The 22,317-nt window shown below is 47.3% G+C and carries 22 protein-coding genes; 11 read left to right on the top strand and 11 right to left on the bottom strand.

Annotation, left to right across the window (positions count from 1 at the left end; translation table 11 throughout):
* Positions 1-179 precede the first annotated feature (179 nt).
* Entirely contained in the window at positions 180-1,040 is an 861-nt protein-coding gene (gene yghU / locus LNL84_RS01555; protein WP_244354617.1) for a glutathione-dependent disulfide-bond oxidoreductase, read from the top strand.
* Between the two features lie 86 nt (positions 1,041-1,126).
* Here yghU and LNL84_RS01550 read toward each other — a convergent pair whose 3' ends face one another.
* On the bottom strand, positions 1,127-1,699 hold the full coding sequence (locus LNL84_RS01550; RefSeq protein WP_244354614.1) for a DJ-1/PfpI family protein: 573 nt from the start codon (positions 1,697-1,699) through the stop codon (positions 1,127-1,129).
* A complete protein-coding gene (locus LNL84_RS01545) occupies positions 1,696-2,100 on the bottom strand; it encodes a rhodanese-like domain-containing protein (RefSeq protein WP_244354611.1) in 405 nt (134 codons plus the stop codon). The genes LNL84_RS01550 and LNL84_RS01545 overlap by 4 nt, the downstream gene beginning before the upstream one ends.
* A 122-nt stretch (positions 2,101-2,222) precedes the next feature.
* On the opposite strand from LNL84_RS01545, the gene LNL84_RS01540 reads away from it, so the two are divergent.
* The gene (locus tag LNL84_RS01540; RefSeq protein WP_244354608.1) at positions 2,223-3,161 is read left to right on the top strand and encodes a helix-turn-helix domain-containing protein; all 939 of its coding nucleotides are present in this window, start codon (positions 2,223-2,225) and stop codon (positions 3,159-3,161) included.
* Positions 3,162-3,181: 20 nt separating this feature from the next.
* Here LNL84_RS01540 and LNL84_RS01535 read toward each other — a convergent pair whose 3' ends face one another.
* A complete protein-coding gene (locus LNL84_RS01535; RefSeq protein WP_244354838.1) occupies positions 3,182-4,840 on the bottom strand; it encodes an electron transfer flavoprotein-ubiquinone oxidoreductase in 1,659 nt (552 codons plus the stop codon).
* 176 nt (positions 4,841-5,016) lie between these two features.
* Between LNL84_RS01535 and LNL84_RS01530 the strand changes: the two genes are divergently transcribed.
* Entirely contained in the window at positions 5,017-5,766 is a 750-nt protein-coding gene (locus tag LNL84_RS01530; protein WP_244354605.1) for an electron transfer flavoprotein subunit beta/FixA family protein, read from the top strand.
* 77 nt (positions 5,767-5,843) lie between these two features.
* Positions 5,844-6,824 carry an electron transfer flavoprotein subunit alpha/FixB family protein gene (locus tag LNL84_RS01525; protein WP_244354602.1) on the top strand — a complete coding sequence of 327 codons (981 nt, stop codon included), beginning with the start codon at positions 5,844-5,846 and terminating at the stop codon, positions 6,822-6,824.
* 30 nt (positions 6,825-6,854) lie between these two features.
* Here LNL84_RS01525 and LNL84_RS01520 read toward each other — a convergent pair whose 3' ends face one another.
* From LNL84_RS01520 to LNL84_RS01505, 4 genes are all read right to left on the bottom strand, one after another.
* Complete coding sequence (locus LNL84_RS01520) at positions 6,855-8,024, bottom strand: dihydrolipoamide acetyltransferase family protein (protein WP_244354599.1); 1,170 nt, start codon at positions 8,022-8,024, stop codon at positions 6,855-6,857.
* A complete protein-coding gene (locus LNL84_RS01515) occupies positions 8,021-9,004 on the bottom strand; it encodes an alpha-ketoacid dehydrogenase subunit beta (RefSeq protein WP_244354596.1) in 984 nt (327 codons plus the stop codon). Before LNL84_RS01515 ends, LNL84_RS01520 begins: the two co-directional genes overlap by 4 nt.
* Complete coding sequence (pdhA, locus tag LNL84_RS01510; RefSeq protein ID WP_244354594.1) at positions 8,997-10,091, bottom strand: pyruvate dehydrogenase (acetyl-transferring) E1 component subunit alpha; 1,095 nt, start codon at positions 10,089-10,091, stop codon at positions 8,997-8,999. Before pdhA ends, LNL84_RS01515 begins: the two co-directional genes overlap by 8 nt.
* 434 nt (positions 10,092-10,525) lie before the next feature.
* Positions 10,526-11,326, bottom strand: a complete 801-nt coding sequence (locus LNL84_RS01505) for an acyl-CoA thioesterase (protein WP_244354591.1) — start codon at positions 11,324-11,326, stop codon at positions 10,526-10,528.
* Between the two features lie 223 nt (positions 11,327-11,549).
* Here LNL84_RS01505 and LNL84_RS01500 point away from each other — a divergent pair, with 223 nt between their 5' ends.
* Positions 11,550-11,858 carry a hypothetical protein gene (locus LNL84_RS01500; RefSeq protein ID WP_425244273.1) on the top strand — a complete coding sequence of 103 codons (309 nt, stop codon included), beginning with the start codon at positions 11,550-11,552 and terminating at the stop codon, positions 11,856-11,858.
* Between the two features lie 9 nt (positions 11,859-11,867).
* Positions 11,868-12,254 (top strand): ASCH domain-containing protein, encoded by a 387-nt coding sequence (locus LNL84_RS01495; RefSeq protein WP_244354588.1) that lies wholly within the window; start codon positions 11,868-11,870, stop codon positions 12,252-12,254.
* A 14-nt stretch (positions 12,255-12,268) separates the two neighbouring features.
* On the opposite strand, the gene LNL84_RS01490 is transcribed toward LNL84_RS01495, so the two are convergent.
* Positions 12,269-12,418 carry a DUF2256 domain-containing protein gene (locus tag LNL84_RS01490; protein WP_244354585.1) on the bottom strand — a complete coding sequence of 50 codons (150 nt, stop codon included), beginning with the start codon at positions 12,416-12,418 and terminating at the stop codon, positions 12,269-12,271.
* On the bottom strand, positions 12,399-13,649 hold the full coding sequence (locus LNL84_RS01485; RefSeq protein ID WP_244354582.1) for an NADH:ubiquinone reductase (Na(+)-transporting) subunit B: 1,251 nt from the start codon (positions 13,647-13,649) through the stop codon (positions 12,399-12,401). Before LNL84_RS01485 ends, LNL84_RS01490 begins: the two co-directional genes overlap by 20 nt.
* 134 nt (positions 13,650-13,783) lie before the next feature.
* Here LNL84_RS01485 and LNL84_RS01480 point away from each other — a divergent pair, with 134 nt between their 5' ends.
* Genes LNL84_RS01480 through LNL84_RS19785 form a run of 3 tightly spaced genes read left to right on the top strand, consistent with a single transcriptional unit; the run spans position 13,784 to position 16,311 of the window.
* On the top strand, positions 13,784-15,172 hold the full coding sequence (locus LNL84_RS01480; RefSeq protein ID WP_244354579.1) for a cytochrome ubiquinol oxidase subunit I: 1,389 nt from the start codon (positions 13,784-13,786) through the stop codon (positions 15,170-15,172).
* 12 nt (positions 15,173-15,184) lie between these two features.
* On the top strand, positions 15,185-16,183 hold the full coding sequence (gene cydB, locus LNL84_RS01475) for a cytochrome d ubiquinol oxidase subunit II (RefSeq protein ID WP_244354577.1): 999 nt from the start codon (positions 15,185-15,187) through the stop codon (positions 16,181-16,183).
* Positions 16,183-16,311 (top strand): DUF2474 family protein, encoded by a 129-nt coding sequence (locus LNL84_RS19785; RefSeq protein WP_425244272.1) that lies wholly within the window; start codon positions 16,183-16,185, stop codon positions 16,309-16,311. The genes cydB and LNL84_RS19785 overlap by 1 nt, the downstream gene beginning before the upstream one ends.
* Before the next feature lie 56 nt (positions 16,312-16,367).
* Here the strand turns inward: LNL84_RS19785 and LNL84_RS01470 are convergent, their stop codons facing one another.
* Both LNL84_RS01470 and ppsA read right to left on the bottom strand, forming a co-directional pair.
* Positions 16,368-17,759, bottom strand: a complete 1,392-nt coding sequence (locus tag LNL84_RS01470) for a glycoside hydrolase family 1 protein (RefSeq protein WP_244354574.1) — start codon at positions 17,757-17,759, stop codon at positions 16,368-16,370.
* 163 nt (positions 17,760-17,922) lie between these two features.
* A complete protein-coding gene (gene ppsA, locus LNL84_RS01465) occupies positions 17,923-20,313 on the bottom strand; it encodes a phosphoenolpyruvate synthase (RefSeq protein ID WP_244354571.1) in 2,391 nt (796 codons plus the stop codon).
* A 158-nt stretch (positions 20,314-20,471) separates the two neighbouring features.
* Between ppsA and ppsR the strand changes: the two genes are divergently transcribed.
* Both ppsR and LNL84_RS01455 read left to right on the top strand, forming a co-directional pair.
* Entirely contained in the window at positions 20,472-21,305 is an 834-nt protein-coding gene (gene ppsR, locus LNL84_RS01460; protein WP_244354569.1) for a posphoenolpyruvate synthetase regulatory kinase/phosphorylase PpsR, read from the top strand.
* A gap of 171 nt (positions 21,306-21,476) precedes the next feature.
* Positions 21,477-22,268, top strand: coding sequence for an alpha/beta fold hydrolase (locus LNL84_RS01455; protein WP_244354567.1), 792 nt, complete (start codon positions 21,477-21,479; stop codon positions 22,266-22,268).
* Positions 22,269-22,317: the final 49 nt, after the last annotated feature.

Here is a 22,317-nt window from a genome sequence, read left to right as displayed (position 1 = left end):
GCTTGACGGCAAGCTCACACCAAAATAAAAGAGGATACTCTTAAGGGTTGTTTTTACTCTAGCGTGATCCAATCTATAGTGTAGGAAGTAAAGAAATTGACGTCGGGCGGGCTTTTATTTGCGTGAAATGCCCCGATACCGTTTTGAAAAATCAAAAGCAGATACGAAAAGGATGCGCAATGGCGAACGAATATATCCCACCGAAAGTTTGGACGATGGACAATGAAAATGGCGGTGAATGGGCGAGTATTAACCGACCAGACTCTGGCGCGAGGCATGACAAAGAATTGCCAGTTGGCGCTCATACTTTGCAACTGCACTCACTGGCTACGCCGAATGGCCAGAAGGTCACCATCATGCTCGAAGAGCTGCTGGCTCTTGGGGTCAAAGAGGCAGAATACGATGCGTATCTTATTAACATCGGTGAGGGCGAACAGTTCTCCTCCGGTTTTGTCGAGATTAACCCAAATTCAAAGATCCCCGCGTTAGTCGATCACTCTTACGAGAAAGAAGTGAATGTGTTCGAATCGGGTTCAATTTTGGTTTATTTGGCAGAGAAATTCGGACACTTCTTACCTAAAGATGTTGTGAGAAGAACTCAAGTAATGAACTGGCTATTTTGGTTGCATGGTTCTGCGCCTTATTTGGGGGGGGGATTTGGGCACTTTTATGCCTACGCGCCAGAGAAGTTTGAGTACCCAATCAACCGCTTTGCAATGGAAGCCAAACGTCAACTTGATGTGCTCGATAAGCAACTGGCAGACAACGCGTTTATCGCTGGCGATGAGTACAGCATTGCCGACATTGCGATTTGGCCTTGGTACGGAAATCTTGTTCTTGGCAATATTTATGATGCCGCTGAGTTTTTAGACGTAGAAAGTTACACTCACGTGCAGCGCTGGGCGAAACAAATCTCGGAAAGAACAGGGGTTCAGCGAGGTCGTATTGTAAACCGAGCTTGGGGAGAAGAGTGGGAGCAAGTACCGGAGCGCCATTGCCCAGAAGACATTGATGCCGTACTGGCAAAAAAACCGCAATAACCTGAATGGCAAAGGTTTATTAGTGCTCTGTGGTTGATGCTACTGAGCACTTTTTCTTTATAGAGACTCGCGCCGATCTTGATTTTCTAGCGACACCACACGTAGTCCATCTGTTTGGCCGTTTTGTTGGCAAGCTCTTGTGATACAAAACGAGAGACTAAGTGTAGGCTCATGTCGATACCCGCTGAGATACCAGCAGAACTGATATACTTACCATCTTCGACCCAGCGTTTGCCTGTCATCACGTTTAGTGCTGGAAAGTCGTTTGTTAAAGCGCAAATATCTTGCCAATGAGTGGTGACTGATCGACCATCCAGTAACCCGGTTTGAGCAAGCAAAAACGCCCCCGTACAAACCGTTGCAACATAATTGGTTGTACTGGCTTGCTCACCAATCCAATCAATGACGTTAGTTTTGTTCAACTGATCGTTATGTTCGCCGCCAACGATAAACAAGAGATCGAGTGGTGGATGTTGGTCAATGCCATAATGAGGCAATAACTGTAGCCCGCCACGTGCGGTGATCATTGCCTTTTTTTCTGCGATAAAGAAAATGTTCCACTGAATATCAGACAGTCGAATCGCGGTGTTAAACACCTCAAATGGCCCGGAAAAGTCGAGTACTTCAGCGTCATCGTAGAGATAGATACCGATATTCACGCTTCATTCTCCCGTTTCAGTGAAAACCCTTCGTCCAACCAGCCCGTTATACCGCCAATCATTTTCTTTACCGGTCTGCCAAGTTTCGCAAGACGAATGGCTGCTTTTTCTGTGGCATTGCAGTGTGGCCCGGCGCAATACACGACAAACAGGGTGTCACTGGTAAACGAAGCGAGGTTGCCTTGGTTTAGGCGGCTGTGAGGAATGTTAATGGCCCCTTCAATGTGACCTTGTTGATATAGAGAGCTGCCACGCACATCAAGCAAAACAAAGTCTTGCAGACCATTGGTTAGCGCGTGATGCACATCCCAACAGTCGGTTTCAAATCTTAGTAATTGTTCAAAGTGGCTCAATGCTTCCTGGCTTGGTGCGGCCAAAACTCGTGATACGGCGCTTGTCATGCTCTTTCCTTTTTGCAATGTAGATTCATAAATAGTGTGCCATCTGGACAAAAAACGAACACTGGCTTAAAGGTCAATATTCGATAATAATAAGCCAAAGCGTACGCGAAAAAGGAACTTTTATGATAGCTGTAGCGATCTTAGCGCACCCACAAGTGGCCTTGTTTGAAATGGCGTGTGCCGCGGAGCTGTTTGCGTTGCCTCGACCAGAATTTGAAAACTGGTATCAAACTGACGTGGTTAGCTTTGAATCGAGCGCCATAAACAGCTTGGCCGGACTGGTTTTACAGACCAAAACCGTCTCTTCTTTAGAGGATTACGATGTGCTGATTGTTCCAAGTTGGCCAACATCGGCGGGGCATGTGTCTGCGGCATTAGAATATCAAGTCAAACAATTTGCACAGCAAGGGAAGCGCATCTTGTCTTTTTGTTCTGGCGCGTTTTTACTCGCTGAGCTTGGTTTATTAAGCCAACGCAAAGCGACAACGCATTGGCGTTATGAAGAGGCTTTTCGTTCACGATTTCCTGATGTCGAATATCAAAACAATGTGTTGTATGTATTTGACGGCACAATAGGGTGCTCGGCTGGAAGCGCAGCAGGGCTTGATCTTGGTCTGGCGGTGATCCGTAGCGATTTTGGCTATCAGGTGGCCAATCAAGTCGCAAAACGGTTAGTGGTGTCTTCACATCGTTTAGGCGGGCAATCGCAATTTGTTGAAGCGCCGATATTAGCTGTACCGAATCAATTCTCACACGCTATTGAATGGGCGCAACGTAATATCACACAAGCAATACACGTTGGACAGTTGGCACAAAAGGCGAATATGTCGCGGCGCACCTTTGATAGAAAGTTTCGCTCCAGCTTTGATTTATCCCCCAAAGAGTGGCTGATACAGCAGCGTATTGAGCGGGCGAAAGGGCTGCTTGAGTCCGGTGACACCGCAATTGAGGTGCTCGCGAGCCAATCAGGTTTTGACAATGCCATCACCATGCGACATCACTTTCGACGTTTGGTGGGTGTCTCCCCAAAACAATACCGGGCGCAGTTTGGCGCTACGTGATTTTGTATCCGATCGAACCATCACATGTTTTGGTAGTTTGGTCCACCGCCACCCTCTGGTGGTTGCCAGCGAATGTTCTGCGATGGGTCTTTAATATCACAAGCCTTGCAATGCAGGCAGTTGGCCGCGTTGATTTGCAGCGTTTTTTGTTGCTCTACGGTGATAACCTCATAAACACCGGCAGGGCAATAGCGCTGACTAGGCTCATCAAAACGAGCAAGGTGTTGTTCAATGGGAATGGTATTGTCGGCCAAAACAAGGTGACAAGGTTGGTTCTCCCGATGTTGAGTGCCAGATAAGTACACAGAAGAAGGCTTATCAAAGCTCAAAATACCATCAGGCTTGTGGTAGGTCATGGGTTCACACTCGGACACTTCTTTGAGGCAAAGGTGATCGGCCGTTGGGTTAATAATTTGCCACGGCGTAGCACTTTTCAATATCGGCACCCAGAGGTTATGCTCAATGACATTCAACGCCCCTCCTAATACATTACCGTATTGATGGACGGCTGCATGGAAGTTTCTCGCCTGATCAAGTTCATCATACAGCCACGAAGCTTCGAACAAGGATTGATAATCAGCTTCATTGTGGGAGTGACCAGATTGGCACTGCTGAAATATTGCTTTGGCGGCGAGCATCCCTGATTTCATTGCCGTATGACAGCCTTTGATTTTTGCCCCATCGAGTGTACCTGCGTCACAGCCGATCAACAGTCCGCCTGGGAATTGCTGTTTGGGTAAAGAATGCAAGCCGCCTTTTGCCAGTGATCTTGCACCATAGGCAATGCGTTGGCAGCCATCAAGATGCCTAGCGATGGATGGATGATGTTTGAAGCGTTGAAATTCCTCGAAAGGATTGAGATGGGGATTACTGTAGTTTAAATCGACAATCAGACCGACCGCGATCTGGTTGTTTTCCATGTGGTAGAGAAACCCGCCGCCGGAGGTGTTGGATTCGGAAAGTGGCCAGCCGATATTATGAATGACCTGACCTGTTTTTTCTTCGGTGTCTGTGCTTTCGGGTCGCTGCCAAATCTCTTTGAGGCCTAGCGCATAGTGTTGAGGCTGCTTTCCAGCATCCAGTTGGAATCGTTGAATCAGCTGCTTCCCTAGGTGACCTCGGGCACCTTCGGCAAATATCGTGTAGCGCGCTTTAAGCTCTATACCCGCCTCAAAATTGGCTTTGGTTTGACCTGTTTTATCTAGCCCCATATCTGAGGTGTTAATGCCAGTGACAGCGCCACTATCATCATAGTTGATGCTGCTCGCAGCAAAGCCGGGGAATATTTCTACCCCTAGCTGCTCTGCTTGTGTGGCAAGCCAGCGACATAGGTTTGCTAGGCTGATGATGTAGTTTTCCTGGTTATTGTGCAGTGGCTTTGGTGTCAACACTCGAGGAACAACCACATGGTTGTACTTGGTGGTCAGGAAATGAAGCTGGTCGTCGGTAACACAAGTAGTGACGGGGGCTCCCATGGCTGGCCAGTCGGGAAACAGTTCATCAAGTGCACTGGTTTCAAATAGCGCACCAGAGAGAATGTGTGCGCCGACCTCAGCCCCTTTTTCTACCACGCAAATGGAAATCGGTTGTTCTGTTTCTTGCTGATTAAGCAGAGCGAGCTGACACGCAGCCGCCAAGCCAGCAGGTCCAGCCCCGACAATTACCACATCAAACTCCATGCTCTCACGAGGGGAAGGCGATAAGCTTTCTGGTTCGCTAGAAGTGTTCATTTTATCTATCCACTTAATGAGAATGGCGATTACTAGTAAATATAGTCCAGTTGACGTAAACGTAAACTTTACTAAGATCATAAATAGGCTTGCGCTGACTCCATTTTAGTCAATAGGAGACCGTGATGAGAGTAATAGTAGCGATCAAACGCGTTGTCGATCCGTACGCAAAAATTCGCCTTAAAGGCGATGGGACTGGCGTTGAAACGAACAATGTCAAAATGACGATCAATCCTTTTTGCGAAATTGCTGTTGAAGAAGCCATACGATTAAAAGAAGCTGGGCATGTTTCTGAAATCGTTGTGGTATCGGTTGGGATGAACGACAGTCAAGAGCAATTGAGAACGGCTCTCGCGTTAGGAGCGGACCGTGCGATTCATGTTGAGGTGGACTGTGCGCCAGAGCCCTTGACGGTGGCTAAACTATTACACTCTTTGATGATTAAAGAATCCGCGCAATTGGCGCTACTGGGTAAACAATCTATCGATACCGATAATAATCAGGTCGCACAGATGCTCGCGGCGTTAAGTCAGCGGCCTCAAGCCACTTTTGCTTCAAAGGTGACCATTGAGGGCGAATGTGTTGTCGTGACAAGGGAGGTGGAGGGCGGATTGGAAACACTAAAGCTCCAATTACCCGCGATTATCAGTACCGATTTACGACTCAATGAGCCGCGCTATGCATCATTACCCAATATAATGAAAGCCAAGAAGAAACCGCTGGATGTCATTACGCCACAGGATCTTGGGGTGGAAGTGAGTCAGCGACAACACGTACTTGAAATCGTGTCGCCACCAACTCGAAAAGCGGGTGTGTTGGTTGCGAGTGTGGCGGAGCTGATCGATAAACTCAAAAACGAAGAAAAAGTGATCTAATCGATGTGATGCCTATGATTCGCTGATGGGGTACAACAGCATCCCGGCGGAGCAGCCCTATCTAGGAGGCCTTTCTTATGGCAACCCAATACACCATTTTGGTGATAGCAGAACATGAACACGACAGGCTTTCGGCCGACACACTGACCACCTTGTCTGCGGCTCGTGAGATCCAACAACATGCTGGCGGCAGGCAAGAGGCCGTGATAAGCGTATTGGTTATAGGTTCTCAATGCCAAGTGGTGGTCGATGCCTTACGTCGCGCGGAGGGAGTCGATGAGGTAATGGTGGTCGACTCGCCTGAGTATCGGCACCACCTGTCGGAAAATGTGTCGGCGACAATAGCGCAGATTTGCCAGCAAGAAAATGGCCGCTTTTCCCACCTTCTGGCCCCAGCGACGACTTTCGGCAAGGACATACTACCTCGGACTGCAGCATTGCTTGATGTCGGTCAGCTGTCTGATGTGATCAGCGTAGAGTCGACAGATACGGTCATGCGACCGATTTATGCAGGGAATGCTTTGGCTCGAGTGCAATCATTGGACTCGCTCAAGGTAATGACGGTTCGCAGTTCGGCATTTAATGCCGTGAGCACTTCAATTGATAATAAATGCCCGGTCATTAACCTGAGCGTTGCTTTGCCATGCCGTTACTCAGAATTTGTCTCTGAACACAAGGCTGTGAGTGAGCGCCCAGAGCTGCCTTCTGCGCGGGTTGTGGTATCGGGAGGACGAGGTCTAGGAGACAAGGCCAGTTTTGGCTTGGTTGAACAGTTGGCTGATAAACTTGGTGGTGCAGTTGGTGCTTCACGGGCGGCTGTTGACGCGGGTTTTGTTTCTAACGACTTACAGGTAGGACAAACAGGGAAAATTGTTGCTCCAGAATTGTATATCGCTGTCGGTATTTCTGGCGCGATACAACATTTGGCGGGAATGAAAGACTCTAAAGTGATCGTCGCGATCAATAGCGATCCTGACGCGGCAATATTTCAAATTGCAGACTATGGCATCGTGGGCGATCTGTTTGACATTATGCCGGAGCTCATTGCTTCGGTTTAGCCATGTGACGGTAATGGCACGTCAGTGATATTAAGCGGCTGCGCCTTCAAGGTGAGAGACCAAGGCTCTGATAAAGCGCGCTGCCTCTCCACCAGTGCAGGCTCGGTGATCGAAGGTCATCGACAAAGGCATGGCTTTAACAGTGCAAATCTGGCCTTCTTTTATTGCGACTTTCTCTATGATTCGACCTGCACCTACGATGGCTACCTGAGGAGGCGACACGACAGGAGTTGCATAAATACCAGCAATGGCACCGAAATTCGACAAGGTAATCGTGCCATGTTGAAGTTGCTCCCGCCCTATTTTTCTATCTCGGATCCCTTGAACCGTTCGGTCAAGCCATTGACGAATACCGTTGCTGTTATAGTCATCGGCATGGCGAAGCACTGGAACATAAAGCCCGTGACTGCTGTCGACGGCAATGCCGATATTGACGTTACTATGGACACAGCGCGTCATTGTATCAGCATCGAACCATGCATTTAGAGCAGGCTCTTGCTGGCATGCGAATATCACCGCCTGAATGAGTCGAATGGAAATGTCCTCTTGCTCTGGCCAATCATCAAGCAAAGCTTCTTCGGTGATAGTGACATTAGCGATTTGTTGATGCGATTCAGTCATTGACGTAACCATTGCACGCCTTGCCCCTTTGAGTACTTCGGTGCCGGGACGTTGCTTGTCACATTCCTTATAGATATCAGCATCGACAATAACCCCATCTGGGCCGCTGCCCTGCACACCTTGCAGTTCCACCCCTAGGCGTTTCGCTAATAAGCGTGCCGATGGCATGGCACTAACGAGTTTTTTGTCGGTAGATTTGTGATGGCTACCTACCCAGAAGTCGTCAATATCAACATGATGGCTTTGTTGTGATACGTTACCAACCACCGTCGCCGCATCGCGTTTTTTCGTCGCTTCTTGTGGTGAAGTATCCGGCGCCGCGTCCAATGTCGCGTCAACTCGGGCTGTCTCTTCAATTTCTAACAACAAGGCGCCAATATTGATGACATCGCCCACGTCGCCGTAACGCTTGTGAATTGTTCCAGAACAAGGAGAGGGGACGTCGACAACCGCCTTGGCCGTTTCTATGGTGACGACAATCTGATCCACTTCCACCTTATCACCGGCGTTAATGTGCCATTCAACAATTTCTGACTCGGCTAAACCTTCACCAAGATCGGGGAGCTTAAATGATTTCATTTCCAACCCTCAACAAGTTCACGAGCAGCGACGATGATGTCGTCTTCCTGAATCATAAAAAAATCTTCATTGCGGTAGTAGGGCATAATAGTGTCCATGCCTGTCACCCGTTTGGGCGGGGCTTTTAGTAGGCACATTGCACGCTCGGAAGTGCGCGCTAATATCTCAGCACCCACACCGCAGTTTTTACTGGCTTCGTGTACTACCAGTAATCGGCCGGTTTTCTCAAGAGAGTGAATGATTGTTGCCATATCGATGGGCTGTACACTGGCAAGATCAATAACCTCCACCTCAATGCCTTGAGATGACAAGCTATTGGCTGCTTGCAGGCATTCGACGACGCAAGCACCCCATGTTACAAGTGTAAGATCGCGACCTTTGCGTAAAGTGAAGCAGCGATCAATTGGCAGCGCTTTGCCATTATCGATGACGTGCGATTTTACCGTGCGATAAATGCGTTTAGGCTCGAAAAACATCACAGGATCGTTGCTGCGGATTGATCCGAGCAGTAACCCGTATGCTCGCTGTGGTGAAGATGGGATCACCACTCTCAAACCTGGAATATGAGCAAACATCGCCTCGACACTTTCTGAGTGGTGTTCTGGTGCGTGGATCCCTCCCCCAAAAGGCGCTCTGAACACCGCAGGGCAAATTAAACGCCCGCGAGTACGGTTTCGCATCCTTGCCGCATGACAGATAAGGTGTTCCATGGCTGGAAACACAAAGCCCTGAAATTGAAACTCTGCCACAGGCCTTAAACCTTGAGAGGCCATCCCTACGGCAACGCCACCAATCAGCGCTTCTGCTAGTGGTGAATCAATCACGCGCTTTAATCCGAACCTTTCTTTCAGACCGACAGTCGCTCTAAATACGCCGCCATTATCACCGACGTCTTCACCGAGAACTAAGACGTTGTCGTCTTGAGCCATTTCATGGTGTAGGGCAAGGTTGACGGCCTCGAGTAGTGTTATCTCACTCATGCTTGCCTCCTTGCATGCGCATTGCTTTATTGATTAAGGCATCGCGCTGGCTGTGAAGTTCTGGGTTGAGTTCTTCATAAAGGTAATCAAAGGCACTTTCTGGTGCTTGTGGAGGTAGGGATAAGTAGCGTTCAACCGCTTGCTCAACATTGATCTTGCACTCTTCGAGCCATTGCTGCTCTAGTTGTTCACTCCAATGACCATGCCTTGTCAGGTAACGCTTGAGTCGTCGAATGGGTTCGTAGTCCCATGCCTGTTGCACTTCTTCTTCGTCACGATAACGGCTCGCGTCATCGGCGGTCGTATGATCGCTTAGGCGGTAGCTAATGGCTTCAATTAGGGTGGCGCCTTTCCCTTTGCGAGCGCGATCCAGGCTTGTGTAAATCACGTCATACATGGCAACGATGTCGTTGCCATCAACGGTGATACCGGGAATACCCGCCCCAGTCGCTTTATGGGATAGAAACTCTGCCGCACATTGCAGTTCGCGAGGCACAGAAATTGCCCATTGATTATTGTTTATGACGAAGACTAAAGGGATGTTCCAGGCGCCAGCACAATTTATGGATTCTAGAAAATCGCCTTTTGAGGTAGCGCCATCACCACAGGTGACTAATGCGGCATTGTGATTGCCTTGAATTTTTAAGGCTGATGCAACGCCTACAGCGTGAGTACATTGGGTGGCAATGGGCACACAAAAAGGAAGATCTTTACAGGTCGAAATGACGTTTCCTGGGCAAAAATCGCTGCCGCGTTCATCACCTCCCCAATACTCTAGATTCTTCTCCATTGCAATGCCGCGCGCCCACATGGCGGGCATATCACGATAGTAGGGAATAAACACGTCATCCACTTTAAGGGCGTGGCCTATTGCAATTCCGATGGCCTCAGCTCCGAGGTGTGATGGATAGGTACCAAGCTTTCCGGTGCGCTGTAGGGCAACGGCTTTGTTGTCGTAGGTGCGCGTTAAAAGCATATCACGGTAAAACTCTACCAGCAGCGACGGTTCTGCCCAGCTCGGCAAGTCACAAACAATGTTACCTTGATGATCGATAAATCGATGCATTGGTAATGCCTGAACAGTCATCTCAAGCTCCTTTTGATTTTCGGTCAATATGGAACCGCAAATCACGTTGTCACGTTAAAGGTTATCCAGAAAATCATGTGTTGTTTTCGATCGCTACTTCTCGGCCTTGCTTTGATATGGTGTTCTGATAATGGCACAAGCGATGCTTTATTTTGCTGTCTATACCACGCTATTTAGTATTGGATCTGGCTATAACCGAATAGTATAAGTGTAACAATATTGTTAAATTTTGCAGAAATTGTCGAAGTGGTAAACAGTAAAGGAAAGCGTACACGGCAATTTACTAGGCAAAAATGCGAATTTAGCACAGCGCTACGCTTTGAATGTGGATGAATTCACCAAGCATTGGTCTCAGGTTGTGACAAAGTGTGGCGGTTTTAAAATTGAGAGCACAAAGATAAAGGGGGGAAGCCCCCTAATGGAACCTGCTTGATTTAGTCGAAAACCGCAATGCTTTGGCGGCTAATCGCAACCAATTCACCCGTTGCATCCCATATGTTGGCCTCTGCGTGAGCATACCCCTGAGCTGCTTGACGGGTATTGGCTTGATAAGCAAACCAATCATCTGGAACAACGGGTTGATGAGGGTGAATAAACTCGAGGTTCCACATCATGGTGCTCGCAGGAGAGGGTACTTTCATCATCTGTAAGACCCCTGGAGGCCAGCAGTCGATTAGGCTGATAAGGTGAGCATCGGTAATGGCTTCTGGGGCGTGTTTGAACCTCATCCAGCCGTAACAACGAGAGTCATCGCTGCCGCTATAGGGCATACCACCTTGTGCGATCGCATAGTCGAAATTCTGGGTGAAATGGGGTGCACCAGCACCGATATCGGGTAGTTTTTCTAGTCCTTCCGGAGCAGGCATAGAATGGCGTTCTTGATTTTCTACCTCAATGTTGGATGTGCGATCGCCACCGAAGCAACCTTGCTGGATCACCGCAACTTGTCCATTTTGTATGATACGCCCGGTGATCTGCGAAGCACTTTTACCTTCGCGAAGCATTTCGACTTCAAAGGTAAAAGGGGTGTTCACCAACAGTGGGCCGACAAAGTTTGTGGTGAGTGAGCGCAATGCGCGCCCTTTTTCAACGCGAGTCTGCATCGCGGCATACAGCAATGCCGCAGACACCCCCCCAAAAACGGTTCTTCCTTGTCCCCAGTTTTCTGGGATTATCATAGCGATATCGTTATCGGCAAAAGCCTGAGCTTGATAAAGCAACTGATCGAAGTGCATGCAACTCTTCCTTATGTTAAGTAATTGTGAATTACGGTATCTGGTCGGACTAGGTTGTTCAATAGGCAAGGGTGTTAAATTAGACTTGGCTCTATGGTTGAAGCATGCGTACTCTGACAAGGGCCTGAATCAGCGATATAGTGAGCTCGTTTTCGGCGGGGAATAATGTATGATTGGCGTTCGACGGACCGGTTATTTTCATGCTCAATAAAAGTACTTACCTATGAACTTATCAATTCAAGATCCAGTTAACGCAGATAGAGGTCAATCAACCCTTTGGTCACGCTTTAAAAATACACTGTCTAGTATGATGGAAATTAAGCGACGAGTGTGGGTCGTGAATGTCTATTCCAGTACTTTGCAAAACGAAACGTTTGTGGTTTGCGAAGATAACTTTAGTCAGCCTTTACAGTGGATGAAGCGCAAGCACTATACCGATAGTATGTTGATAAAAGTCGACAATATGAAATTGTCTCAAGTGATGGTTTTTGAACACAATAACGTCAATCACCGTTTGATTAGAGTGAAGTAGGTGCCTTAGATGAATTACAAATTAGAGATCTATCGTAAGCCACTGGAATCAATCCTTTCTGGAAAGAAAAAGGTCGAAATTAGAACCAATAACTCGTACGAGGCTATTCGTTACGATCAGCTTAAAGTGGGTGATTTCATCTCATTTCAAGTCATCTCTGGACCTCCATTTATCGGGCTTGATGTGATAGAAGCTGATGCATTGACAGTTGAAGTTGTTGATGTCCGCCATTACACAGATGCTTTGTCATTGTTGAATACAGAGGGAATGGAGGTGCTGTCCAACTTGTGTGAAACTAAGGAACAAGGTATTGAGCTTCTCCACAGCTTCCACGAATATAAAGAGATGATTCCGAAACATGGCATTTTTGCCATAGAGATCCGTCCAAAGATTTAAGGTTGAATGGATCGTTAATGGGTGTTCTTATTATTTCGACATCGATTTGAGCAGTACAACACTTCCTCCCAGCACAAACGCCACTTTTTACGCCAGCGAAAAGGGCGTGCGCACCTAGCGCACACCTTTTGTGGCAATTGATTCTTACGGACGCCTTTTGGCATGCCGCTGCTCTCTGCGTTTAATGTTGCGCTCCTTCACGATGTAGTCGAATAAAGGTGCAAATAAGTTAGCAAACAATATCGCCAGCATAATACCTTCAGGGTAGGCTGGATTGAGTACGCGAATACCAATTGTTAACATGCCGATGAGGATCCCATAAGCCCATTTGCTTGAGTCGGTAAACGCTGCCGAGACTGGGTCTGTAGCCATGAAAAACGTACCAAATGCGACACCTCCAAGGACAAAGTGCCAGTAGAAGGGCATAGAAAACATTGGGTTGGAGTCTGATCCTATCCAATTGAACAATGTGGAAGTGATAAAGAGACCGACAATGACTCCTCCGACAATGCGCCATGATGCTATTCCCATAGCAATCAGTACCAAACCCGCGAGCATGATCAACAAGGTTGAACCTTCCCCGATTGAGCCCGGTAAATTGCCCAAAAAGGCGTCACTCCACGCTAGAGGGCGTGGTGAGAGCGTGCTTTGCAACGCCGATTCGCCGCCCTCGAACCATTGACTTAGGGGTGTCGCTCCTGAATAGCCATCGGCGGTAACCCAAACATTGCTGCCTGACAAGTTCGAAGGATAAGCGAAATAGAGAAAGGCTCGTCCGGCAAGGGCGGGGTTTAGGAAGTTTCGTCCGGTGCCCCCAAACAACTCCTTGGCAACCACAATACCAAAAGTGATGCCGAGAGCTGCCTGCCACAACGGAATTGTAGGGGGAAGAATTAAGGCAAAAAGCACGGAACTGACAAAAAAACCTTCGTTAACTTCGTGTTTGCGAACGATAGCGAACAAGACTTCCCAGAACCCACCCACAACAAAAACTGTCGCGTATATTGGGATAAAGTAGAGAGCCCCAAGGGTCATCTTTTCTATCCAATTTGCAGTAAGCAGTGCCTGACTATCTCCAAAGGCAAGAGCGAGACGCCAGTGACTTTGTATCACTTGCTCTAGTTCTGCTCCCGAGTGTGTATTGATGAGCGCCATGACACTCTGGTTACCGACATTAAACATGCCCCAGAACATGGTGGGGAAGGTCGCGAGCCATACCATAATCATAATGCGTTTCAGATCGATGCTGTCTCTCACATGGGTTTGCCCTTTGTTGACCAAACCCGGAGTGTAAAAGATGGTCGCAGCCGCTTCATACAGAGGGTATAACTTTTCATATCGCCCGCCCTGCTCAAAATATGGCGCCATTGCGTCTAATCGATTTTTTAGACTCATATCCATGTACCTCATTTGACAACTTAACACTGGTTATACGGTCAAAAAGAGTGATTTGGATGTTCTTTGGCTATCAATATGAACGTTTTCGGCCAAATTGACGTAGAAGCAGTATTCATCGGAAGGAGATTTTCATGGACACGCTGGCTATTGATCTCGCGAGATTCCAATTCGCATTCACGGTATCTTTTCACATTATTTTTCCTGCATTCACGATAGGACTAGCGAGTTACCTTGCTGTTCTCGAAGGCTTGTACTTAAAAACATCTCAGGAAAAATACCTCCAGCTATACAAGTACTGGCTCAAGATCTTTGCGATTAGCTTCGGTATGGGGGTCGTCAGTGGCATCGTTTTAAGTTATCAATTTGGTACTAACTGGAGTGTCTTTTCTGATAAGACCGGGCCCATTCTTGGTCCCTTGATGGGCTACGAAGTGTTTACCGCCTTTTTTCTGGAGGCTGGTTTTCTGGGGGTCATGCTTTTTGGTATGGAGAGAGTCGGAAAGAAAGCACACTTTGCCTCAACATGCATTGTCGCATTTGGTACGTTTCTTTCGGCGTTCTGGATATTATCCGTTAACAGCTGGATGCAGACGCCGGTTGGTTACTCAATCAATGAAGCGGGACAATTCATTCCCAAAGATTGGTTTGAGATAGTGTTCAATCCCTCTTTTCCTTATCGCCTAGTTCATATGCTACTCGCCGCTTACCTTACAACTGCGTTTGTCGTTGCTGGTGTCGGAGCTTTTCACCTACTGAAATCGCCTAACAATCCATTGGCAAAAACAATGTTCTCAATGGCGTTGTGGATGGCAGCGATTGTCACTCCCATTCAAATTGTCGCAGGGGATCTGCACGGCCTAAATACGTTAGAGCATCAACCGGCTAAAATTGCAGCAATGGAAGGGCATTATGAATCTCAGGTTGGCGCACCGCTGATTTTGTTTGGATTACCCAATGACGATACTAAGCAAGTTGACTATAAAATCGAGATCCCAAAACTGGGAAGCTTGATACTGACACACGACCCAAATGGCGCCATAACGGGGCTAGATGGTTTTCCAGAAGAGCAGCACCCTCCCGTCGCCATTGTATTTTGGAGCTTTCGGATCATGGTAGGCATTGGAATGGTTATGCTGCTACTTGGTTTAACCAGTCTATGGCTTAGGAAGACAGGGCGTCTTTACCAAAGCCCATGGTTTCACCGAGCGAGCGTTTTAGCCTCTCCCCTCGGGTTTGTCGCGGTCATTGCGGGTTGGGTGACAACCGAGGTCGGTCGACAACCTTATACCGTCTATGGGCTGCTAACAACTGCTGACTCCGTGTCACCAATTGATGCAGCAGCGGTCAGCGTGTCATTGACGGCTTTTATTATTGTTTATTTTATCGTTTTTGGTGCGGGCTTTTTCTACTTGCTCAGACTGATGCGTAAATCACCTACGCGTTATGAAGACTCACTGGACTCGCGTTTGCCTGACGGCAGTAAAGCGGACCCTTTGTCTCACTCTAATCATCTTTCCTAGGGAGAAGTTGTGATGGATTATGCATTGATTTGGTATGGACTCATTGGTCTTGCCGTACTTATCTACGTCATTCTCGACGGTTTTGATTTGGGCATCGGCATCTTGTTTCCTAGCGCACACACTGGATCTGAACGTGACCTGATGATGAACAGTATTGCACCTGTTTGGGATGGTAATGAAACATGGTTGGTTCTTGGTGGAGGTGGATTGTTTGCGGTGTTCCCACTGGCTTACTCGGTGGTGATGCCAGCCTTGTACGCGCCGCTTATCTTGATGCTCCTAGGCTTAATACTTCGAGGGGTTTCGTTCGAGTATCGATTCCGCACGAAAAGAGGACAATTTCTTTGGGACAGCGCATTTTTCCTCGGTTCGCTCACGGCAACCGTGATGCAAGGCATCATGCTCGGTGCGCTGTTGCAAGGGATCCGTGTAGAGGGGAGAAGTTATGCTGGTGGTTGGTTTGATTGGCTAAGCCCATTTAGCGTGTTTTGTGGATTAGCCCTTGTTTGTGCCTATGTGCTACTGGGGGCTTGTTGGTTGATCATTAAACTACCCGATGATTTGGTGAGCCGATACTACGTTATCGCTAGACGTTGGGGGGTGGCACTCGTTGTTTGTATTGCGTGTGTGAGCGTGTGGTTGCCTTTGAGTAATCCATTGGTCGCGGCGCGTTGGTTTAATATGCCTAATTCCGCTCTGTTTTTTGTAATTCCCCTTATCGCTCTCGTCTGCATAGTGTGTTTATTCCGGGCTTTGGTGGTCCACAAAGCGGTCCGTGCCTACCTTTGGGGAATCGCTTTATTTATAGTGTCAGCGCTAGGATTTGCGGTGAGCACTTTCCCTTATCTCGTGCCTTTTGCATTCACGTTTCGTGAAGCCGCTGCCCCGGACTCTAGCTTGAGTTTCTTGTTTGCTGGCGCGGCCATTCTGCTTCCTTTGATCATCGCCTATAGCGCCTACTCTTATTGGGTGTTTAGAGGAAAACTCAAGCACGGAGAGGGGTATCACTAATGTTGTGCTCTAACAAAAACTCGAATGGTTGGAAAAAAGCGGCTTGGTTTGTATTGATATGGTCGCTCAGTGTGCTAACTCTTTCGGCAGTGGCTTACGCTATTCGTTTTGCTCTTGGAATTGGATAGCAAATAAAAGGACTTGGCTGCCCAGAGGACACAGCAGCCAAGTGCCTAAACAAAAGCTAACGCTTTAAAGACGCACCGTTAGTGCAGATCACCTGTTGGTACCATTTAAAGCTCTTTTTGCGTTTGCGCTGCAGTGTCCCGTTGCCGTCGTCGTGACGGTCAACATAAATGAAACCGTAACGCTTGCTCATTTCAGCGGTGGAATTGGACACTAAATCAATTGGCCCCCAACTGGTAAAACCCATCAATTCTACCCCGTCAAGAACGGCTTCGTGAGCCTGAACAAGATGATCGTTGAGATAGTCAATTCGATAATCATCTTGTATTTCACCGTTACTGTTGGTCTGATCTCTTGCCCCTAAACCGTTTTCTACGATAAATAGTGGTTTTTGATAACGGTCATGCAAAAAGTTTAAAAGAATTCGCAGTCCTTTCGGATCGATAAGCCAACCCCACTGGCTTTTCTCTAAATACGGATTGGGAACACTGTCTACAATGTTGCCCACTTCTTTTTGCTTTGGATCGGCGCTTGCGCAGCCACTGGCATAATAGCTAAAAGAGATAAAATCAACAGAAGCACTGGCGATGACAACTAGGTCATCGTCTTTCATCTCTATGTGGATATTTTGTTCGCGGAAATAGCGCTTCATGTAGCCAGGGTATTGGCCTCTGGTTTGCACATCGCCAAAGAAAAGCCACTTATTGTTTTCGTGCATTGCAGCGATGACATCATCTGGATTGCAGGTGTACGGATAGTTAATCGCCCCCAATAACATGTTGCCGATCTTGGCATCTGGAATCACTTGATGGCATAGGTTAACTACTTTGGCGTTGGCCACCAGTTGATGGTGTATCGCCTGATAAATGGCTTGCTCATTGGCATCTTCTTGCAGGCCTACCCCGGTAAAGGGGGCGTGTAGCGACATGTTGATTTCATTAAAAGTAAGCCATAGCTTAACTTTGTTTTTATAACGCTCGAATACCGTGTTTGCGTAGCGTTCAAAAAAGCCGATGAGTTTTCGACTTGCCCAGCCATCGTAGTTTTCCACTAATGCGTATGGCATTTCATAGTGTGACAGCGTGACAAAGGGTTGAATGTTGTGTGCGGCCAGTTCATCGAAGATTTTGTCGTAGTAAGCCAACCCTGCTTCATTCGGTTCTTCTTCATCACCGTTCGGGTAGATGCGAGTCCAGGCGATGGATAGGCGCAGACAATTGAAGCCCATTTCTTTAAACAGTTGGATGTCTTCTGGATAGCGATGATAAAAGTCGATAGCAACATCTTTGATGCCTGACGTTCGTTCGACGCGAGTTTGATGTGGACTTAAGATCCCATTAGGCAGCATATCGGAAGTCGATAGCCCTTTTTTATCATAATCGAAAGCGCCTTCTACCTGGTTAGCGGCAATAGCGCCGCCCCATAGAAAGTCACTTGGAAAAGTATTCATTGTAAACCCCATAGCGTTTAGTGATTAACAGGGTGCTGGTTCCTGTTTCTAGAGGTTAGCTCTATCGAGTGAAAGAACATAGTATTTTTAAGAACGCAAAAAAAAAGTGCCGTAAACGGCACTTTTTGAAGGTTTTTCTAGGGTGTTTCTGACAACACAGAAATTATTGATGGGTGGCTTTGCCCAGTTGTACCCATGTATCGATAACCGTATCTGGGTTTAACGATACTGAACTGATACCTTGCTCCATAAGCCACTCAGCCAGATCTTCGTGGTCAGAAGGACCCTGTCCACAAATGCCGACGTACTTGCCCGCTTTTGTGGCAGCGTCAATAGCCATTTTTAGCATCGCCTTAACCGCAGGGTTGCGCTCGTCAAAGAGATGCGCGACATCGCCAGAGTCGCGATCCAGTCCGAGGGTTAATTGAGTCATGTCGTTAGAACCGATAGAGAAGCCATCAAAATACTTCAAAAATTCGTCAGCTAATATCGCATTAGACGGCAACTCGCACATCATGATCACTTTTAGCCCCTGGTCTCCGCGGCGTAGGTCAAACTTGGCAAGTAGATCAATAACAGAGGCAGCTTCGCTCGGTGTGCGTACAAATGGGATCATCACTTCGACGTTTTTGAGGCCCATTTCGTTACGAACGCGCTTAATCGCCTGAGTTTCTAGCTCGAAACAATCTTCAAAAAGTGGAGAAATGTAGCGAGACGCACCACGGAAACCAAGCATTGGGTTTTCTTCATGAGGCTCGTAGCCTTGGCCACCCACTAAGTTACTGTACTCGTTTGATTTAAAATCAGACATACGAACGATCACGCGTTTTGGCCAGAAAGCAGCACCGATAGTAGCGATACCTTCGGTCAACTTGCTGACATAGAAGTCCACCGGGTCACTGTAACCTTTAATGCGTTCGGTGATTTCAGCTTTGAGTTCATCAGATTGCTGAGCAAAATTAAGCAGAGCTTTGGGGTGAATGCCGATCATTTTGTTGATGATAAACTCCAAACGAGCAAGACCAACGCCTTCATTTGGGATTTGGGCAAAATCGAAAGCACGATCTGGGTTACCCACGTTCATCATGACTTTGGTCGGTAGTATAGGCAGTTCATCTACCGATGAACGGCGGATTTCAAAGTCAAGATCGCCTTGGTAAACATAACCGGTTTCGCCCTCGGCACAAGATACGGTGACGGTGGCACCATCCGTCAGTACGCTTGTTGCGTTTCCGCAACCCACAATCGCAGGAATGCCTAGTTCGCGAGCAATGATAGCAGCATGACAAGTGCGACCACCGCGGTTAGTGACAATCGCCGATGCTTTTTTCATGACAGGTTCCCAGTCAGGGTCTGTCATGTCAGTGACTAACACGTCGCCTTCCTGGACCAAAGACATTTGATCCAACGAATCGACTAAACGCACGATACCCTTACCAATACGCTGTCCAATGGCGCGACCTTCGATAAGAACATCTGCTTTGTCATTTAACTGAAAGCGCTCAATCACGTTTTGCTCTGATTGAGAACATACGGTTTCTGGACGGGCTTGCACAATGTACAATTGGCCATCAATGCCATCTTTGGCCCACTCAATATCCATTGGACGCTGATAGTGCTTTTCAATGATCATCGCTTGTTTAGCCAGCTCTTTGATTTCAGCATCGTTTAGTGAGAATTGATTGCGTTCTTTTTCGCAGGTATCAACGACATCGACTTGTTTGCCAATCTCTTGGTTTTCTGAGTAAACCATTTTGATAAGTTTTGAGCCAAATGTCTTGCGGACAATAGGCGATTGGCCGGCTTCTAATAGCGGTTTATGCACGTAAAACTCATCAGGGTTAACTGCCCCCTGAACGACCATTTCACCTAATCCCCATGAAGAGGTGATGAAGACGACCTGGTCAAACCCAGATTCAGTATCTAGGGTAAACATTACGCCTGAAGACGCCTTGTCAGAGCGAACCATACGCTGGATACCAGCTGATAGAGCGATACCACGGTGGTCGAACCCTTGGTGAACACGATAAGAGATAGCGCGATCGTTAAACAGTGAAGCGAATACGTGCTTAGTGGCTTCCAGTACTGCATCAATGCCTTTGACGTTTAAAAACGTTTCTTGTTGGCCAGCGAAAGAGGCATCAGGGAGATCTTCAGCAGTGGCTGAAGAGCGAACGGCGACAGAATGTTCGTCATTGCCTTCGGTAAGGTCATGAAAGTTTGCGCGAATATCTTGCTCAAGATCATTAGGAAACGGAGCGTCGAGAACCCACTGACGTATGATTGCCCCTGTTTTTCGCAGGGCATCAACGTCGTCAACGTCTAATTCGTCTAAAAGTTGGTGAATTCGAACATCAAGTCCTTCGAAGTCTAAAAACTGGTTAAACGCGTATGACGTGGTCGCGAAACCGTTTGGCACCGAAACACCAGCATTTGCCAGATTCGATACCATTTCGCCTAGCGAGGCATTTTTTCCACCGACCTTATCAACATCGTTCATTGATAGGCCATTAAACCAGAGGGTGTTCTTTTGCATGTCTTTCTCCAGAAACATTGCAGCTTTGTAGGGAGCTAGGCAAACGATTACGTTTCAGCCTAAGAAAATTATAGGAAATTTCCAAAGCTGTGGGGGACGAGGTTGCTTGCCTGGGTTTGTTATCGATATTATGTTTGGCATCGTAATCAAATAATTTTCTAAATACAAAATAAAATATGCAAAATGTTAGTCAAAGTCGTGATGTATTCTATGTGTCTGATGGAACAGCGATAACCTGTGAAACAATCGGGCATGTCGTCCTCGGGCAGTTTTCGTTGCGCGCGAATGAAAAGACCTTTCCCTTTATAGAAAGCGAAGATAAATTGGCCGAACTTATCAAACAGATTTCGGTGTCTTATGAACAATCCGGCGTAGAACCTTTGGTATTCTTTTCTATTGTCATCCCCGAAATTCGAGAGCAACTTTTAACCGCGACCGCTCACTTTTACGATGTTCTAGAGGGCGTTGTTCAGCAAGTGAAAAGCGACCTCAAGATGGAGCCTGCCCCAAAGCTTCAGCGTTCTCATAGTGTTGCTAAAGATTCTGATAAATACTTTGATCGCATTGCCGCCATTGAATACACGCTAGCGCACGATGACGGGGTGTCATTAAGAGATATTGAACAAGCCGACATCATTTTGCTGGGGGTCTCGCGCAGCGGAAAAACGCCGACGAGCCTATATATGGCGATGCAGTTTGGTTTACGGGTCGTCAACTATCCGTTCATTGATGACGATTTACGTGCACTTAAATTACTGCCTCAGTTTGAGATCCACCGCCATAAGTTGTTTGGGTTGACCATTGATGCACAAAGGTTAACTGAAATTCGTGAAAATCGTTTGTCTGGAAGTGATTATGCAAGCACGCAGCAGTGTATGACTGAACTTGCCAGTGTCGAGGCGCTATTCCGTAGAGAAGCGATCCCTTATATCAATACCTCTTCGCTATCGGTTGAGGAGATCTCGACTCGGATCTTAGAACGCGCTGGATTAAAACGCCGCTTGTTTTAGTGTCACTTAGTCACTCTATTGACTGAGAGTGTTTAGCGAAAAGGAAAAGTAATCAACCTGCGCTTTGGGGAGACTTTATCCCCGAATTGGGGGATATGGTCGCAGAGTGATTCGGCTTAACGTTATTGCATTATCGTTCAATGTAATTGGAATATTAAGCAGAGTGTTAGTATGGAAGGGAAGATTGAATTAGAACAGTATTATGAGTCGTATGGCGAAGGACGTCCCATCGTGATGATCCACGGCTCTTATGCAACGACGTCTACTTGGAAACGAATGCTTCCACTGATCCCCCAAGGACATCGTTGTATTTTGATTAAATTGCCCGGACATTGTGGTACGCCACAGCCAGAGGATTTCGAGTTAGCGATGGTTGAAACCGAACTTAGTATCATTGAAGCCATTATCGCCAAAGAATGCGACGAGCCGATCCATTTGGTTGGGCATTCTTATGGTGGTGTTGTCGCTTTAGCAATGGCACTAAAAGGGCAGGTCAAACTGGCTCAATTGAGTCTATTTGAGCCAGTTGCCACATGGGTTCTTGAGTTGGAAAACGACCGACCTATGCTGGCAACCGTCAATGACTTCTTACAAGATTACCGGTCGTCCGTGGAACAAAATCAACCTGAAGCTTGTGGCAAGGTTATCGACTTTTGGAGTGCAAGCAGTGAGTTTGCACAGTTTCCAGATGAAGTGAAGACGATGATGAGTACTCTTGAGAGAAATAATGTACGGCATTGGGATATTTGTACCACGTTTCCAAATGAAGCCTTTGACCTCGTGACTTTGAACGTTCCAACAAACATCGTATTTGGCAGTCAGTCAAATACTGTTGCCCACGCTATTGCTGGCCACCTTCATACGTTGTTACCCAATGCCCGTTCCACCAAGATCTCTGGCGCGAGCCATGGTCTCGTTGGCAGCCATGCTCAAGCCTGTGCCCAAGCGATATTTTCACAGTGATAATGAAGGTAGTGTGTTAGGTAATAAAGGCCAAGAGAACCTTAGTGAG

This window comes from Vibrio gelatinilyticus, from assembly GCF_022836845.1.
GTDB lineage: Bacteria > Pseudomonadota > Gammaproteobacteria > Enterobacterales > Vibrionaceae > Vibrio > Vibrio gelatinilyticus.
This window is presented reverse-complemented; position numbering and strand designations above follow the sequence as displayed.

Excerpts from the sequence above, each read along its gene's own strand:
- LNL84_RS01535 (WP_244354838.1), bottom strand. The coding sequence starts at position 4,840 with ATGGAGTTTGATGTGGTAATTGTCGGGGCTGGACCTGCTGGCTTGGCG.
- LNL84_RS01490 (WP_244354585.1), bottom strand. The coding sequence starts at position 12,418 with ATGCCAAAAGGCGTCCGTAAGAATCAATTGCCACAAAAGGTGTGCGCT.
- cydB (WP_244354577.1), top strand. The coding sequence starts at position 15,185 with ATGGATTATGCATTGATTTGGTATGGACTCATTGGTCTTGCCGTACTT.
- LNL84_RS01540 (WP_244354608.1), top strand. The coding sequence starts at position 2,223 with ATGATAGCTGTAGCGATCTTAGCGCACCCACAAGTGGCCTTGTTTGAA.
- LNL84_RS01485 (WP_244354582.1), bottom strand. The coding sequence starts at position 13,649 with ATGAGTCTAAAAAATCGATTAGACGCAATGGCGCCATATTTTGAGCAG.
- LNL84_RS01530 (WP_244354605.1), top strand. The coding sequence starts at position 5,017 with ATGAGAGTAATAGTAGCGATCAAACGCGTTGTCGATCCGTACGCAAAA.
- ppsR (WP_244354569.1), top strand. The coding sequence starts at position 20,472 with ATGCAAAATGTTAGTCAAAGTCGTGATGTATTCTATGTGTCTGATGGA.
- LNL84_RS01505 (WP_244354591.1), bottom strand. The coding sequence starts at position 11,326 with ATGCACTTCGATCAGTTGCTTTATCAAGCTCAGGCTTTTGCCGATAAC.
- LNL84_RS01525 (WP_244354602.1), top strand. The coding sequence starts at position 5,844 with ATGGCAACCCAATACACCATTTTGGTGATAGCAGAACATGAACACGAC.
- LNL84_RS01515 (WP_244354596.1), bottom strand. The coding sequence starts at position 9,004 with ATGAGTGAGATAACACTACTCGAGGCCGTCAACCTTGCCCTACACCAT.
- LNL84_RS01480 (WP_244354579.1), top strand. The coding sequence starts at position 13,784 with ATGGACACGCTGGCTATTGATCTCGCGAGATTCCAATTCGCATTCACG.
- LNL84_RS01545 (WP_244354611.1), bottom strand. The coding sequence starts at position 2,100 with ATGACAAGCGCCGTATCACGAGTTTTGGCCGCACCAAGCCAGGAAGCA.
- LNL84_RS01455 (WP_244354567.1), top strand. The coding sequence starts at position 21,477 with ATGGAAGGGAAGATTGAATTAGAACAGTATTATGAGTCGTATGGCGAA.
- LNL84_RS01500 (WP_425244273.1), top strand. The coding sequence starts at position 11,550 with ATGAACTTATCAATTCAAGATCCAGTTAACGCAGATAGAGGTCAATCA.
- LNL84_RS01495 (WP_244354588.1), top strand. The coding sequence starts at position 11,868 with ATGAATTACAAATTAGAGATCTATCGTAAGCCACTGGAATCAATCCTT.
- LNL84_RS01520 (WP_244354599.1), bottom strand. The coding sequence starts at position 8,024 with ATGAAATCATTTAAGCTCCCCGATCTTGGTGAAGGTTTAGCCGAGTCA.
- LNL84_RS19785 (WP_425244272.1), top strand. The coding sequence starts at position 16,183 with ATGTTGTGCTCTAACAAAAACTCGAATGGTTGGAAAAAAGCGGCTTGG.
- pdhA (WP_244354594.1), bottom strand. The coding sequence starts at position 10,091 with ATGACTGTTCAGGCATTACCAATGCATCGATTTATCGATCATCAAGGT.
- ppsA (WP_244354571.1), bottom strand. The coding sequence starts at position 20,313 with ATGTTTCTGGAGAAAGACATGCAAAAGAACACCCTCTGGTTTAATGGC.
- LNL84_RS01470 (WP_244354574.1), bottom strand. The coding sequence starts at position 17,759 with ATGAATACTTTTCCAAGTGACTTTCTATGGGGCGGCGCTATTGCCGCT.
- yghU (WP_244354617.1), top strand. The coding sequence starts at position 180 with ATGGCGAACGAATATATCCCACCGAAAGTTTGGACGATGGACAATGAA.